The organism is Blautia sp. OF09-25XD, assembly GCF_003482095.1.
GTDB classification, from domain to species: Bacteria; Bacillota; Clostridia; order Lachnospirales; family Lachnospiraceae; genus Fusicatenibacter; species Fusicatenibacter saccharivorans.
On record NZ_QUMG01000018.1, the window covers coordinates 15,976 to 31,036 of the forward strand.

Sequence of the window (15,061 nt, forward strand, 5' to 3'; positions counted from 1 at the left end):
CTGAGAGAAGAATTGCCGATTCTTTCTGAATATGGTAAAATTTTGAATATCTTGGAAAAAGAGCGACGCAAAAGATAAAAATACAGGAGGCTCTATGTCAGTTTTTTCAGATTTATTATCCGAATATATCACTATGAAGGATGTCGGGGTCTACCCGCTTTCACAGTTCTGCGGACTCGATCGTTCTTTCATGTATAAGATCATCAATGGAAAACGAAATCCATCCGGGGAGGATGTTGTGCGGAAGATGGCACAGTTCATGCAGCTGACACCACGGGAAAAAACAGATTTCATGGATGCATTTTACATTACCCAGATGGGTGAAGAGGTTTATTACCGGCGCAAATCGGTCGGAGAACTGATTGAAACATTTAGCCGCCGCGAGGGAAGAAAAGAGCATATCTTTTATGAAAAGGAACTTGCGAAAATGGAAATGAGCGGGGGGGGGGTAGAGGAGAGATTCCCTTTCAGGGCGCAGTGCATGTGCGGCATGCAATTTTACAGTTGTTTTCCGGCGAAGCTGTAAAAGAAAACGGAAAAATTTCCGTTCTGGTTCAGCCGGACTTCGATTTTGCCATGGAACTTCTGCAGGTTCTCGGAGAACAGAACCCGAATTTGACGATTCACCATCTGTTCTGTATGAACAACAACGAGAAGCTAACTTCAATGCGGAAAAATTACAACCTGAGTTGTCTGCAGAAAATTCTACCGATCTGTGCCTGTGGATGCGATTACCGTGCGCGGTACTATTACGACAATGTGGCGGCGCGGCTGAATGAGTTCCGCCTTTTCCCGTACCTCATCCTGACGGAGCACTGTGCGCTTGCTTTTAGTGCCGATTACCAGAATGCAATTCTGTTCCGGGAGGAGACGACGCTGCGGATGATGCGCGAGATGTTTGAAGGCTATTTAAAACAGTCGGAGCCGTTGTTTGAACGTCTTGACACGGTACAGTCCCAGCTTGGCTATACGGAAACACTGATTCGTCGCTTTATCGCATCAGATTCCCCGCGGTATTTCTTCCAGAGAATGCCGTGTCTTTCCGGACTTCTGACACCGGAAATGCTGAAACACCATCTTGTAAAAGAAATGCCGGAGCGAGATCAGATGATACAGGCGGTTGCGCAGTATGCAAAGGTGATGCAGACACGGGTGCTGGATGAAAAAACGACGATGTTTTTCTCAGAGGACGGCGTCAAAAGTTTCCTGGACACGGGCCGCGTGGATGAGTATCCAAAAGAGTGCTATTCTCCGCTGGACTTTGACGAGCGTATTGCCCTGATCCGCCGCTTTCTGGCGCTGCGGGATCGCGCGAATCTTCGTATGATCCGGGAAACGAAAGAGAGAGCAGAGCATGCGCTGAATATTTCGGTCAATGCAAACGAGGGCTATCTTCTGTTCCAGACGCGGACAGAGCGGCTGATTTACCTCAGCATCCGGGAACCGAGCATTCTTATGGCATTCTACGATTACCTGGAATCCATGAAACCGGAAGAACTCTGCACGGAAGAGGAGATGCTGGGACGTGTCGAAGCCATTCTGCATGAATTTGTGGCTTGTCATTCCAGAGAAGGTTCGATATAATAGAAAAAAGGATATTTCCAAACCGGTCATCTCGGGTGAGTTCCGGTGCGTGTCTGCTGAAAAGAAGGCTGGACACGCACCGGGCGGGAACCTGCGGATGACCGGTTTTGACTGTACGAAAAAGAAATGGGGGTTTTTACGAATGAGTACAGAAAGTAAAACAAGAATGACGGAGGGCAGTATTTCAAAAAAGATGATTCTGTTTGCGATCCCGCTGTTCCTTGGTAATCTGTTCCAGCAGTTGTACAATACGGCCGACTCGCTGATTGTAGGAAATTTTCTGGGAAGCAATGCACTGGCAGCGGTCAGCTCTTCGGGCAATCTGATCTTTCTGATGGTTGGTTTTATTAACGGTATCGCAATGGGCGCCGGTGTCGTGATTGCAAGGTATTACGGAGCGAAAAACCGGGAAGATCTGCAGAAAGCGATCCATACGACCGTGGCGTTCGGCCTGGCGGCCGGTGTAGCGCTGACTGTGCTTGGCATGTATCTGGCGCCGAAAATCCTTGTGCTGATGGGAACACCGTCCGATGTCCTGCCGCAGTCCGTCGAATATTTCCGTACCTATTTTGCAGGATCTCTTGGTTTTATCATGTATAACATTTTCGTCGGCATCCTGCAGTCCGTTGGCGACAGCCGTCACCCGCTGATCTATCTGATCGTATCGTCGTGCATCAATGTTGTGCTCGACCTGCTTTTTATCGGAGGGCTTGGCATGGGGGTCGGTGCGGCGGCGCTTGCAACGGTCATTTCCCAGTTCACAAGCGCGATTCTCTGCATGATCCATCTGCTGCGGACGAAGGAAGAGTATCGTCTTCATATCCGCAAAATCCGTTTCGACGGCCGGGCGCTTGGCGAGATTATCCGCAACGGTGTGCCGTCCGGTTTCCAGAACTCGGTTATTTCGATCGCAAACGTTTTCGTGCAGACGAACATCAATGCATTCGGGAAAATGGCGATGGCAGGCTGCGGTTCATATGCAAAAATCGAGGGTTTTGCATTCCTTCCGGTTACATGCTTTACGATGGCATTAACGACGTTTGTCAGCCAGAATCTCGGTGCAAAACAGTATGACCGGGCGAAAAAAGGAGCGCGGTTTGGCATTCTCTGTTCCATTACCATCGCCGAGCTGATCGGGTTTGTGATCTATGCAGCCGCACCGACTTTGATTGCGGCGTTTAACAGCGATCCGGCCGTTGTCCATTGCGGCGTGATGCAGGCGAGAACGATTGCACTGTTTTATTTTCTGCTGGCATTTTCTCATTGCATCGCGGCTGTGCTCCGCGGTTCCGGGCACGCTTCGGTTCCCATGGTTGTCATGCTCTGCGTCTGGTGCCTGTTCCGCGTCAGCTACATTACCGTGACGGTCCGGCTGATCCCGGATATCCGCGTGATTTTCTGGGCTTACCCGCTGACCTGGAGTATCAGTTCTGTCATTTTCCTGTATCTGTTTTTGAAAGGAAAATGGGTATACGGCTTTGAAAAAGGAGGAAAACAAGGATGAACGCAGAATCGACGAGAGAAGCGCTTGATGTGGCATCGCTGGCGGGAGACATCCTGCTGGCGAGCGGCGCGGAAATCTTCCGTGTGGAGGAGACGATCGACCGCATTGCGCGGGCGTATGGCGTCAACTCCAGCGATGCGTTTGTGTTGAGCAGTGGTATTTTCCTGACTGCTGAGAGTGGAAAAAGCAGGAATTTGCCCGCGTGCGTCACATTCCGCTGTCGGCGGCGCGGCTCGACAAGGTAACGGCAGTCAACCAGCTCTCCCGCGAAATCGAGGAGGGGCTGCACGCGCCGAAAGAGGCGAAGGCCTGGCTGCTCGACATTCAGCGGATGCCGGACAAACCAAGATGGCACCAGGTGCTTGCATCCGGTGTCGGAAGCGCGTGCTTCTGTTTTCTGTTCGGCGGCGATGTGGTGGACAGCATGGTAGCGTTTCTGTCGGGCTTTGTTCTGTACTTCTATCTGCTGTACCTGCTGCGCGGCAGAATGTCAAAGATTGCGACGAATATTTCCGGCGGCGCGCTTGTCACACTGATTGCCGTTTTTCTGTATCAGGCGGGGATCGGCCATCATCTGGACAAGGTCATCATCGGTTCGATTATTCCGCTGGTGCCCGGTGTCAATTTCACGAACGCCATCCGTGATATTGCGGATCAGGACTACATCGCTGGTTCCGTGCGGATGCTCGATGCGCTGCTTGTGACATTCTGTATTGCGCTTGGCGTCGGACTGATTATCACAGGATATCATCAACTGGCGGGAGGGCTGCAGCTATGAGTGATACCATTCGTTTAATTGCGGAATTTTTTGCAGCCTGCGTCGGAACGATTGCGTTTGCGCTGCTGTTCCAGGTGCCGCGGAAATACTACCTGTACTGCGGACTGGCAGGTGCCTGCGGCTGGATCTGCTACAAACTGTTCCTCCCGCATACGACAGAGCCGGTATCCATCTTTTTTGCAACGGTGCTCGTCATCCTTCTGTCGCGCAGCTTTGCGGTGTACAAGCGCTGCCCGGTAACGGTATTTCTGATTGCGGGTATTTTCCCGCTGGTGCCGGGAAGCGGCATCTACTGGACTGCTTTTTACGTGGTAACCAATGATCTGGAGCGCGCCGGTGCAAGAGGATTTCTGACACTGAAGGATGCAGTTGCGATTGTGCTTGGCATTCTCCTTGTTTTTGAGTTTCCGCAGAGCTGGTTCCGTAAGGTGTTGACAGACAAAAGCAAATAACCTATTATTGTAGTAGAGATTATAAACAAGGAGGAAGGAAAACAAATGGCATTGAATCAGTTTTCCAGAACACAGCTTCTGCTCGGACAGGAGAGCATGGATCTTCTGGCGAATGCAACCGTTGCCGTTTTCGGTATCGGCGGCGTAGGCGGATATACCGTAGAGGCGCTGGCAAGAAGCGGTGTCGGCCATTTTGTGCTGGTAGACGATGATAAGGTCTGCCTCACCAACATCAACCGTCAGATTATTGCGACGAGAAGCAGTGTCGGAAAATATAAAGTAGACGTAATGAAAGAACGCATTCTGGATATCAATCCGAAAGCGGAGGTAGAGGTATACAAATGCTTTTATCTGCCGGAAAATGCGGACGATTTTGATTTTTCGAAGTATTCATACGTGGTGGATGCTGTTGATACCGTGACAGCGAAGATTGAGATTATCATGCGCGCCAAAGCGTGCAATGTGCCGGTCATCAGCTGTATGGGAGCTGGAAACAAGCTGGACCCGACGAAGTTCCGCGTGGCGGATATCTATAAAACGAACATGTGTCCGCTGGCAAAGGTCATGCGGCGTGAGATGAAAAAACGCGGCGTGAAGAAACTGAAAGTGGTCTATTCAGAGGAAAAATCCCTCCGTCCGCTTGAGGATATGAGCATCAGCTGCCGGACAAATTGCATTTGTCCTCCGGGAGCTGCAAGAAAATGCACGGAGCGGCGTGATATCCCGGGCAGCGTAGCGTTTGTGCCGTCCGTAGCAGGACTGATTCTGGCGGGAGAGGTCATCAAAGATCTTTCCGGTGTCAGAGAGAGACGGCAGCTGCAGTAAAAAATAAGAATAAAAGGGACGAGCCCCGGAAAAGCAGTTGTGCTTTCCGGGGCTCGCCTTGTGTTTATGGAGATTTGAAATTTGAAAAATTACATTACGGCAACAACATCATATTCGGTGCAGCCTTCGGTGAGCGGAATCAGATTTCCTTCTACTGCGGTTCCGTTTACCGTGAGGGAAGAAATACCTTTCTCCCTGTGCTCCGGATTCTGGAAGGTGATGTTATACCATGCACCGCGGAAGTATCTGCGGATCTTGAACTCTTCCATATCGGACGGAATACACGGATTTAAGGAAAGTCCGTCGTAATCCGGCTGAATGCCGAGGATGTACTGGGAAACATTGACAAAAGTCCATGCGGCAGTACCGGTCAGCCAGGAGTTCTTTGCCTCACCGAAGTGAGCAGCGTCTTTTCCGGCGATCATCTGAGAGTAGACGTACGGCTCGGTGCGGTGGATCTCGCTGATGTCCTCAATGTAAGCCGGGCAGATCTTGCGGTACAGATCAAATGCGCGGTTTCCGTGGCCGACAACGGTCTCAGCGATGGAGATCCATGGGTTGTTGTGGCAGAAGATACCAGCATTCTCTTTGTATCCCGGCGGATAGGAGGAAACCTCACCAAGATTCAGGTAATACTTGGTGTAAGCCGGCTGCAGAAGAACAACGCCGTACTTGGTTTCCAGAATGTTCTGGACAGAAGTCAGGGCTTTTTCTGCCAGTCCTTCTTTGACACCGATTTCAGCAAGAACACAGAAGCCCTGCGGCTCGATGTAGATCTTACCTTCCTCACATTCATTGGAGCCGACTTTTTCGCCTGCTGCATCATAAGCACGCAGGAACCATTCGCCGTCCCAGCCTGCATCAAGGACTGCCTGGTAAACTTTTTCGACTTCTTTTTCTGCGTAAACAGCTTCTTCCTCATTGCCTCTGCGGCGGCAGATGGCTGCGTACTCTTTGCCGTATTTCACGAACATAGCGGCGATGAAAATGGACTCAGCAACTGGTCCCTCGGAAGGTCCTGTCGTCTGGAACGGTTCGCCCGGCTCTGCAGAGAAGCAGTTCAGGTTCAGACAGTCATTCCAGTCTGCACGGCCGATGAGCGGCAGTTTGTGCGGTCCGAGATGGGTTACGGTAAAGTCGAAGGAACGTTTCAGGTGCTCCATCAGAGGCTGTGCCTTGGTGGAATCGTTGTCGAAATCAACCTGCTCATCGAGAATGGAGAAATCTCCGGTCTCTTTGATGTAGGCGGCGCATCCGGCAATCAGCCAGAGCGGGTCATCGTTGAAGCCGCTTCCGATATCCATGTTTCCTTTCTTGGTCAGCGGCTGATACTGGTGATATGCGCTTCCGTCTTCAAACTGGGTAGCAGCGATATCGAGCAGACGCTCTCTTGCGCGGTCCGGAATCAGATGAACGAAGCCGAGCAGATCCTGGCAGGAATCACGGAAGCCCATACCACGGCCGGTGCCGGATTCGAAGTAGGATGCAGAACGGGACATGTTGAAGGTAACCATACACTGATACTGGTTCCAGATGTTGACCATGCGTCCCAGTTTTTCATCTGCACAGGAGAGCGCATATTTTGCCAGCAGGCCTTCCCAGTAGGAAGCAAGCTCTGCAAGTGCTGCGTCAACCTGCTCGTCGGTCTGATAGTGAGAGAGCATCTCTTTTGCCGGTTTTTTGTTGATCACGCCAGGAGCTTCCCATTTGTCATCCGCTGCATTCTCACAGTAGCCGAGAACAAAGATAAAGGAGCGGGACTCGCCTGGTTTTAAGGTAACGTCGATGTGGTGGGAACCGATCACACCCCATCCGCTGGCGACGGTGTTGCCTGCAGTGCCGCGCAGAACGGTCTCCGGGCGGTCATTTCCGCGGTAAGCGCCAAGGAAAGCGTCGCGGTCGGTATCGTATCCGTCGATCGGGCAGTTGACTGCATAAACAGCGTAATGTCTGCGGCGCTCGCGGTACTCAGTTTTGTGGTAAATTTCAGAACCCTGAATCTCAACTTCGCCGATGCTGAAGTTTCTCTGGAAGTTGGTCATATCGTCCACGGCGTTCCAGAAGCAGAACTCTACAAAAGAAGTCAGAGCCAGTGTTTTTTCTTCGGTGCCGTTGTTGGTCAGCATGAGACGGTTTACTTCGCAGGAATCTGCCAGCGGAACAAAAGCGGTCAGTTCAGCGGCAACTAAGTTTTTGGAAGAAACAAAGCGGCTGTAGCCAAGGCCATGATGGCACTCGTAGGAATCGAGCGGCGTCTGGGTCGGCTGCCAGCCCGGGTTCCAGACGGTATCGCCGTCCTTGATGTAGTAGTAGCGTCCGTTCTGATCGAGCGGCGTATCGTTATAACGGTAACGGGTCAGACGCAGAAGTTTTGCGTCCTTGTAGAAGCTGTATCCGCCGCAGGTATTGGAAATCAGAGAAAAGAAGTTCTCAGATCCCAGATAGTTGATCCACGGAAGCGGAGTCTTCGGGCTTGTGATGACATACTCTTTTTTCGCATCATCAAAATGTCCAAATTGCATGTGTGATACCTCCTTCGTCGTACAATGTAATTTCATTATACAGCCGAAAAAAGAAAAAACTAGCAAGAATTTGCTAAAAATATAAAAAAAACGCCGAAACCGTTTTCGTGACAGTTTCGGCGTTTGTGGATATTCACGAATTGTTCCGCGATTCTGCAAATATTCGGAATCCGCTGGCGCTACGTCCTCATGTTTGGCGGGTTCCAAATTCGAACGCTTTATCGTGCAAGCACGAACAGCTTTCGAACTTTGAACCCTGGAATATCAGATCTTCTCGTGATTCTTAAATTTCTTAATAACTTTCTGAATACGATCCGCCGGATCCAGCAGTCCGCTGATGGAGGCATCGTGATTCAGCTTGTCGATGATGAGAGCGATATATTTGCTCAGGTCGCAGCTGATGTAGTACTCGCGGGAGAGAAGCTCCGGTGTCTGGTATACGACGTTGGTGGTCAGAACTTTTGTGAAGAGTCCTTCCTCATAAGCCTTGTCGAATTTCTCCAGTCCGCTGGTGAACAGTCCGAAGGTCGAGCACATGTAGATGTTGCGTGCCTCACGATCCTTTAAGAGTTTGGCAACTTCCAGCATACTCTCGCCGGAGGAGATCATATCGTCGATGATGATCATATCCTTACCTTTGACATCAGCACCGAGAAACTCATGGGCAACGATCGGGTTGCGTCCGTCAATGATGGTAGAGTAGTCGCGGCGTTTGTAGAACATACCCATGTCAACACCGAGGTTGTTTGCCATGTAGATAGCACGGCCCATACCGCCCTCATCCGGGCTGATGACCATCAGATGATCCTTGTCGAGCTTCATATCCGGTGCATTGCGCAGGATGTTTTTGATGAACTGGTAAGCCGGCTGGATGGTTTCAAATCCATGCAGCGGAATCGCGTTCTGGACACGCGGGTCGTGAGCGTCGAAGGTGATGATGTTTTCTACGCCCATAGCAGTCAGCTCCTGCAGACCAAGTGCGCAGTCGAGAGACTCTCTTCCAGATCTCTTGTGCTGGCGGCTCTCATACAGGAATGGCATAATGACATTGATTCTGCGGGCTTTTCCACCGATGGCTGCGATGACACGCTTCAGATCCTGGAAGTGGTCGTCCGGAGACATGTGGTTGGTGTAGCCGCACAGAGAATAGGTCAGGCTGTAGTTGCAGACATCGAGCAGAATGTAGATATCGTCACCGCGGACAGATTCGTTGATGATACCCTTTGCCTCGCCTGAACCGAAACGCGGAACCTGAGACTGGATAATGTAGCTGTCACGCTCATATCCTTCATAGGCAGCGACATATTTTTCCGCAAATTCATTGCCGCGTCCCTTTCTCCAGCTGACCAGATAATCGTCGACCTTTTTTCCAAGTGCGGCGCTGCTGTTCAGCGGGATCAGTCCCAGTCTTCCGATTGGCAGTGTGTCAAAATGTCCTTCAGTTCCCTTACTCATGCTTTGGTTCCTCCCAAAAGTTTTTTCTGGATCCGAATATCGTTTCCAAAAAGTTTAATGATGGTGTAGTTACTTGAAATTCGTGAAAAGGTACGTTCCGAGTACGTCTCCATGAAGCGGTCAAGGGGCAGGTTCGTGGAGATGATCGTCGATTTCTTCCGCAGGATGCGTTCGTTGATGCAGAGAAAGAGCTGGGAAGAGACGAAGCTGTTGGTCAGTTCCGTACCTAAATCATCGATGATCAGAAGATCGCAGTCAAAGATATTGGCGTGAGCGTCTTTTGCTTCTTCTGAACTGGAAAAGGTGTAGCGTGCAAACAGGTCAAACAGATCAAATGCAGTAAAATAAATCACACAGAACGACTGCTCGATCAGTTCGCGGGCAATACAGTGCGAAAGAAACGTTTTTCCGACACCGGTGTCGCCGTAAAAGAAGAGATTTTCAAACGACGAGCCGAAATTGCGGACGAACGCCTGGCTTTTTTCGAGCGCGGCAGCAGCGGCCTCGCGGGAAGTGAGCGGTGTTCCGGTACTGGTCAGGCTGTCCGAGTAGTAATCCAGAGAGAACTGGCTGAAATTTTCGGCTTTCAGAAGCTCCTCCACGTTGGACTGCCGGTACAGAAGATCGACGGCAGCTTTTTTGAAGCAGGCGCATTTCTGCGTGCCGTTGATGTAGCCGGTGTCGCGGCAGAGCGGGCAGTCATACGTCAGCTCGAGATAGTCTGCCGGGTAGCCGTGCATGGAAAGGAGCGCCGCGCGTTCCTGGGAACGGTCACGGATGGCAGCATTCAGGTCGAGATCCATGGAAGCGTCTCCGTTCAGCATCGCTTTTGCTTTCCGAACCGAGAGGGATGCAATCTCGGCGTCGATTTCCGCAAGGCGCGGAATCTTTTCATAAGCAATGCGGATGTGCTCCTGCTGTTCTCTCTGGTGGCGGAGCTGCCGTTCGTTGTACATGCGCATAATCGCATCGTATTGCGGGTTTGTCAGTGCCATAGTTGTTTCGTCCTCCGGGCGTTATTTCAGAAGCTGTTCTTCTAACTTCTGGTAGTCGTATTCTCTCTGATGGAAATTGTTGAAGCGGTTACTTGAAGCAGCAGGAGCGGTTTTTCGTGCCGCATTCTGATCAGAAGCGGTTTTCTTCCTTTTCTGGTGCTCCGCATCGCGCTGTTCGACGTCTGCCATGGAGCGGACGCCCTGTTCCTTCCATTTGGAGAGAATGCCTTCCGCGTACTGGAAGCTCGGCTGGCCGATCTTGGAAACGGTGCGCTGACAGGCTTCGGTGATAAGATCAATCGTAAAACCGTAGGTATTCAGCCAGCGGTCCATCATCTCGGCTTCTTTTTCCACCGGTGCGCGGTTGCGGATGCCGAATGCTTTCAAAATTGTGTAGTAATGTTTGTTGAATGTCGTGGTCTCCTGTTTGGCAGAGGCAACATCGCGGATTCCGCTTTCCTGCCAGGCGAGTCCTACCTTTTTCAGGTAGTGGATGCTGGTGCTTCCCTTCGAAACACAGTATTCCACCAGGTATTCCAGAAGATCCGCGGAAAAGTGGAGATCATCATAGAAAAACATGATGCATTCGATTTCCGTTGGCGACAGAAGATGACCGAAATACGTCTGCGCAACGTAAAGAACGTGCTGCAGTTCTTCGCGGCTGCCGGGAGCGTGTTTTTTTTCTACTGACTGTCCGGAAATACCGGAACTGGAAAGATCATCTGCCGGAGAAGAGGCAGATGGGGCAGAAACGGCCGGCTGTGGTGATGGAGCCGGGGTCTGTTCCGTCTGCGGGATTTCAACGGATACAGCAGAAACAGCCGGTGCAGCCGCAATCGGGCCGGAAATCGAGGATTCCGGTGTTGGAAGGATTCCGCTTTCTTCCTTCCGGACAAGCGGCAGAAAGGCGATTCCGGTCGGAACGCTTTCCCCAGTGGTGTAGGAGAGCGAGAGGAGTCCCTGCTTCTCCCAGTATTTCAGCGCCCGGACGATATCGTTTTCCGTGCAGGAAAAAAAATCTGCCATCGATGACAGAGTGGAATCCTGCTGATGGTCTTTGACCAGCTTCAGCAGATAAAGGTACACTTTTACAAATTCTCCGTTGGCTGCGGGCATATATTGTTCCAGAAAAAGATCCGGCACAGCAGTCACACTGGCCAGGCAGTCATTGTTTAATGTCAGCATACTCAAAATTACACCATCCTGTTCTTATCGTGCGGCAGATTTTTACTTTTAGCGATCTGTTTTTTATTATACGTCTTGCCTTCTCATACACAACCAAGTATAACACAGTATTTTCGACAAGTGAATAGGTGTTTTGCGGAAAAAACATTCCGGGAAAAAGGCACGGTGGATGAAAAAGGACTGTGGACAATGTGGATAATGTGGAGAAATCCGTTTTGTGAAATATTATCATCTACCAAAAATGTTGAAAAATGGAGGAAAACAGGGAAGTATAGGACTTTCTGGTGATATCGTTATGTAAACAAAGTTATACACAGGAAATCCACATTGTGTGGATCGTAAAAATGTGTATAAAATTGTGGACAATGTGGATAACTCTGAAAACAGGCGAAAATACAGGAAAATAGCTGTGAATAAAAATGTGCGTAACTATTTGGCGAAAAGACAGATTGTGTGGATTCGGAGCAAAAAAAGACCCTGTGGAAAAAAGGAAAACTCCATTTTCCACAGGGAGCAGGTAAAGCGAAAGAATGATTTTATTTTTCGGAAGCAAGAAGCTCCTCACCGATTTTTACAACGTCTCCGGCACCCATGGTGATCAGCATGTCGCCTCGGCAAGATTTTCGTTCAGATAGTTTTCGATTTCCGCAAAGGATGGGAAATATTCGCAGGCAGTGCCGAGTTTTACAATGCGTTCCTGGATATCTTTGGAGGAGATGCCGAGCGTATCGGTTTCTCTGGCTGCGTAAATATCGGCGAGAACCACATGGTCTGCCAGGGAAAGAGCGGCAGCGAAATCATCGAGCAGCGCTTTCGTTCTGGTGTAGGTATGCGGCTGGAAGACGCACCACAGTGTTCTGTGCGCACAGTTTTCAGCGGCTTCCATCGTTGCACGGATTTCGGTTGGATGATGCGCATAATCGTCGATCACCTTTGCTCCGTGGTATGTACCCTTATACTGGAAACGGCGGTCGGTTCCGCGGAAGGTGGCAAAGCCTTCGTGGATGGCGTTTTCCGGCAGCTGCAGTTCATCGGCCAGTGCAATGGCAGCCAGGGCGTTGGAAACGTTGTGAAGTCCCGGAACCATCAGTGTGTAGCGACCGCGCAGCTCGCCACGGCAGATGCAGTCGAAGGACGGGTGATCGAACTCATCGTAGGTGATGTTGGCAGCGGTATAATCAGCGACAGCCTGATTCTCCAGCGCGTAGGTGACAATTTTGCAGCCAAGGCCTTCGGTTACGTAATCGTATTTCGGCGTATCGGCGTTGATGATCAGCATGCCGTCGGCCGGGAGCAGACGGGCAAATTCGCGGAAGGAATGGCGGATATCATCAATATCCTTAAAAAAGTCAAGATGATCCGCATCCATATTGAGGATGATGCCGATTTTCGGGAAGAAACTTAAGAAACTGTTGGTGTACTCACATGCTTCGGTCAGGAAAGTTTCGGAATGGCCGACACGGATATTTCCGCCGATGGACGGAAGAATACCGCCGACAGAAATCGTTGGGTCACAGTCGGCTGCCATCAGAATGTGGGAGAGCATGGAGGTTGTCGTCGTCTTTCCGTGGGTACCGGAAACGGCGATCGGCGTATTGTAGTTGCGCATGATCTGTCCAAGCAGTTCAGCACGGGTCAGCATCGGAATGCCGGCAGCTTTGGCGGCGGCAAATTCCGGGTTGTCCGGGTGGATCGCTGCGGTGTAAACGACAAGGTCGATGCCAGGAATGATATTTTCCGCCTTCTGGCCGTAGAAAACCTGCGCGCCAAGAGAAGTCAGGTGGCGGGTCAGGTCACTTTCCTTTGCATCGGAACCGGAAATCGTAAAATTTTCTTTTAAAAGAATTTCAGCAAGGCCGCTCATGCTGATGCCGCCGATGCCGATAAAATGTATATGGATTGGTTTACTGAAATCTACTTCGTACATAGTATCTCCTTCAATGTGTCTTTTCACTGAATTGGGGAAATTTTCTCAATTAATCATAGGAAAGAACAGAGTAAAATCCAAAGCCGTTTCCCCGGAATCCGGCCGGAACTGTTCTGGCTAATAGTATACACGTATTTGCCGGAAAAGTAAAAGAAAAAAAGCACAGGAAAATGAAAATGAAATAAAAAATAATAGATAAACATTATGGAGCAGATCATGTGCAAAATGCAATGTTGCAAAATGAAAACGACGGGAAATGACAAAAACTGGTAAAAAAATAATAAACGGTTTGTCGAAAATTGTTGAAAATCATGATGCGGTTCTGACAGGTTGAAAAATGCATAGTCAAAAGTAATAAAATATAAGAAAAAAATAAAGAAAAATTATAAAAAACGTTCACAATGTGACGGAAGTGTGGTATAATTTACCTTGTAGTTATCAAAGAAGTGCGTGGATATGAAAAGCCAGGACCGACAGGGGATCATTTCTGAAGGCAGACAGGAAGTATGCCGTACATTCTTACAGTTACTGCAAATCTTTAGATACGACAAGAGGTGATTGCATGATTAAGAAAGAGATGATAGCAATGCTGCTGGCAGGCGGCCAGGGAAGCCGTCTCGGTGTGCTCACGGAGAAAGTGGCAAAACCGGCAGTAGCATTTGGCGGAAAGTATCGAATCATCGACTTCCCGCTCAGTAATTGTATCAATTCAGGAATTGATACGGTAGGCGTACTGACCCAGTATCAGCCGCTGCGGCTGAATACCCATATCGGAATCGGTATTCCGTGGGATCTCGATAAAAACGAAGGCGGCGTAACCGTTCTGCCGCCATACGAAAAAAGTACAAACAGCGAATGGTATACAGGAACTGCAAATGCAATTTACCAGAACATGGCTTATATGGAAACATACAATCCGGAATATGTTCTGATTCTTTCCGGCGACCACATTTACAAAATGGATTACGAGGTGATGCTTGACTATCACAAAGCAAACCACGCAGATGTGACCATCGCATGTATGCCGGTACCGATTGAAGAAGCAAGCCGTTTCGGTGTCATGATCACAGACGGAAACGGAAGAATTACCGAATTTGAAGAAAAACCGGAGCACCCGAGAAGCAACCTCGCTTCTATGGGCATCTATATTTTCAGCTGGAAAGCATTAAAGGAATCTCTGACAGCCCTGAAGGATCAGCCGAGCTGTGACTTCGGAAAACATATTCTGCCGTACTGCCGCGACAACGGAAAACGTTTGTTTGCGTATGAGTTCAACGGCTACTGGAAAGATGTCGGAACGCTTGGCTCCTACTGGGAAGCAAATATGGAGCTGATCGATATTATTCCGGAATTCAATTTATATGAGGAGTTCTGGAAGATCTATACCAAAGGTGATATCATCCGTCCGCAGTATGTTTCCGGGGACGCTGTCATCGACCGCTGTATTATCGGCGAGGGCGCTGAAATCTACGGAGAGGTACATAATTCCGTCATCGGTGCGGATGTGCGCATTGAAAAGGGTGTTGTTGTAAGAGATTCTATTATTATGCGCCACAGCACAATCGGCGAGGGAACCCAGGTCAATAAGGCCATTATTGCAGAAAACGTACATGTCGGCAAACATGTTGTGATGGGCGTTGGCGAGGAAGCGCCGAACGTCTTAAAACCGAATATTTACGGATTCGGACTTGTGACCGTTGGAGAAAAGGCAGTCATTCCGGATGGCGTAACCATTGGAAAGAATGTCTGCATTTCCGGCGAAACTTCCCTTGAGGATTACCCGGATGGCACACTTCCGTCCGGCGGAGCAATTGTAGAAAAGGACGGTGAGTAA

Annotated in this window: 11 protein-coding genes and 2 pseudogenes; 8 read left to right on the forward strand and 5 right to left on the reverse strand. The window is 49.8% G+C overall.

The features are described 5' to 3' along the window. Positions 1-94 precede the first annotated feature (94 nt). The 7 genes and pseudogenes from DXA93_RS13665 to DXA93_RS13690 all read left to right on the forward strand — a co-directional run bounded on the left by DXA93_RS13665 (position 95) and on the right by DXA93_RS13690 (position 5,143). Positions 95-526: a helix-turn-helix domain-containing protein gene (locus tag DXA93_RS13665; RefSeq protein WP_119208573.1), complete on the forward strand. Its 432-nt coding sequence runs from the start codon at positions 95-97 to the stop codon at positions 524-526. Continuing rightward, positions 484-1,584, forward strand: coding sequence for a hypothetical protein (locus tag DXA93_RS13670; RefSeq protein WP_119208574.1), 1,101 nt, complete (start codon positions 484-486; stop codon positions 1,582-1,584). The genes DXA93_RS13665 and DXA93_RS13670 overlap by 43 nt, the downstream gene beginning before the upstream one ends. A gap of 142 nt (positions 1,585-1,726) precedes the next feature. After that, a complete protein-coding gene (locus tag DXA93_RS13675; protein WP_118720396.1) occupies positions 1,727-3,088 on the forward strand; it encodes an MATE family efflux transporter in 1,362 nt (453 codons plus the stop codon). After that, positions 3,085-3,365 (forward strand): annotated as a pseudogene (locus DXA93_RS20095) (threonine/serine exporter family protein); the annotation flags it as partial. The gene DXA93_RS13675 and the pseudogene DXA93_RS20095, both read left to right, overlap by 4 nt. Positions 3,366-3,419: 54 nt before the next feature. Beyond that, positions 3,420-3,866: a threonine/serine exporter family protein gene (locus DXA93_RS20100; RefSeq protein WP_330425962.1), complete on the forward strand. Its 447-nt coding sequence runs from the start codon at positions 3,420-3,422 to the stop codon at positions 3,864-3,866. Continuing rightward, positions 3,863-4,318: a threonine/serine exporter family protein gene (locus DXA93_RS13685; RefSeq protein WP_055265624.1), complete on the forward strand. Its 456-nt coding sequence runs from the start codon at positions 3,863-3,865 to the stop codon at positions 4,316-4,318. Before DXA93_RS20100 ends, DXA93_RS13685 begins: the two co-directional genes overlap by 4 nt. A gap of 45 nt (positions 4,319-4,363) precedes the next feature. Then, positions 4,364-5,143 (forward strand): tRNA threonylcarbamoyladenosine dehydratase, encoded by a 780-nt coding sequence (locus DXA93_RS13690; protein ID WP_055226710.1) that lies wholly within the window; start codon positions 4,364-4,366, stop codon positions 5,141-5,143. A gap of 89 nt (positions 5,144-5,232) precedes the next feature. On the opposite strand, the gene DXA93_RS13695 is transcribed toward DXA93_RS13690, so the two are convergent. From DXA93_RS13695 to murC, 5 genes and pseudogenes are all read right to left on the reverse strand, one after another. Next, a complete protein-coding gene (locus DXA93_RS13695) occupies positions 5,233-7,665 on the reverse strand; it encodes a GH36-type glycosyl hydrolase domain-containing protein (protein ID WP_118720378.1) in 2,433 nt (810 codons plus the stop codon). 264 nt (positions 7,666-7,929) lie between these two features. Beyond that, positions 7,930-9,120 carry a ribose-phosphate pyrophosphokinase gene (locus tag DXA93_RS13700; protein WP_022463223.1) on the reverse strand — a complete coding sequence of 397 codons (1,191 nt, stop codon included), beginning with the start codon at positions 9,118-9,120 and terminating at the stop codon, positions 7,930-7,932. Further along, entirely contained in the window at positions 9,117-10,115 is a 999-nt protein-coding gene (locus DXA93_RS13705) for an ATP-binding protein (RefSeq protein WP_055219220.1), read from the reverse strand. Before DXA93_RS13705 ends, DXA93_RS13700 begins: the two co-directional genes overlap by 4 nt. A gap of 21 nt (positions 10,116-10,136) precedes the next feature. Next, positions 10,137-11,300, reverse strand: a complete 1,164-nt coding sequence (locus tag DXA93_RS13710) for a DnaD domain protein (protein ID WP_117509923.1) — start codon at positions 11,298-11,300, stop codon at positions 10,137-10,139. Positions 11,301-11,836: 536 nt separating this feature from the next. Beyond that, positions 11,837-13,227, reverse strand: a pseudogene (murC, locus tag DXA93_RS13715) (UDP-N-acetylmuramate--L-alanine ligase). Positions 13,228-13,789: 562 nt separating this feature from the next. Here murC and DXA93_RS13720 point away from each other — a divergent pair. Continuing rightward, the gene (locus tag DXA93_RS13720) at positions 13,790-15,061 is read left to right on the forward strand and encodes a glucose-1-phosphate adenylyltransferase (protein WP_022463227.1); all 1,272 of its coding nucleotides are present in this window, start codon (positions 13,790-13,792) and stop codon (positions 15,059-15,061) included.

Bases quoted from the DNA above. Each gene is read 5' to 3' on its own strand.
- DXA93_RS13675 (WP_118720396.1), top strand. From the start codon at position 1,727: ATGAGTACAGAAAGTAAAACAAGAATGACGGAGGGCAGTATTTCAAAA.
- DXA93_RS13710 (WP_117509923.1), bottom strand. From the start codon at position 11,300: ATGCTGACATTAAACAATGACTGCCTGGCCAGTGTGACTGCTGTGCCG.
- DXA93_RS13705 (WP_055219220.1), bottom strand. From the start codon at position 10,115: ATGGCACTGACAAACCCGCAATACGATGCGATTATGCGCATGTACAAC.
- DXA93_RS13700 (WP_022463223.1), bottom strand. From the start codon at position 9,120: ATGAGTAAGGGAACTGAAGGACATTTTGACACACTGCCAATCGGAAGA.
- DXA93_RS13665 (WP_119208573.1), top strand. From the start codon at position 95: ATGTCAGTTTTTTCAGATTTATTATCCGAATATATCACTATGAAGGAT.
- DXA93_RS20100 (WP_330425962.1), top strand. From the start codon at position 3,420: ATGCCGGACAAACCAAGATGGCACCAGGTGCTTGCATCCGGTGTCGGA.
- DXA93_RS13690 (WP_055226710.1), top strand. From the start codon at position 4,364: ATGGCATTGAATCAGTTTTCCAGAACACAGCTTCTGCTCGGACAGGAG.
- DXA93_RS13685 (WP_055265624.1), top strand. From the start codon at position 3,863: ATGAGTGATACCATTCGTTTAATTGCGGAATTTTTTGCAGCCTGCGTC.
- DXA93_RS13695 (WP_118720378.1), bottom strand. From the start codon at position 7,665: ATGCAATTTGGACATTTTGATGATGCGAAAAAAGAGTATGTCATCACA.
- DXA93_RS13720 (WP_022463227.1), top strand. From the start codon at position 13,790: ATGATTAAGAAAGAGATGATAGCAATGCTGCTGGCAGGCGGCCAGGGA.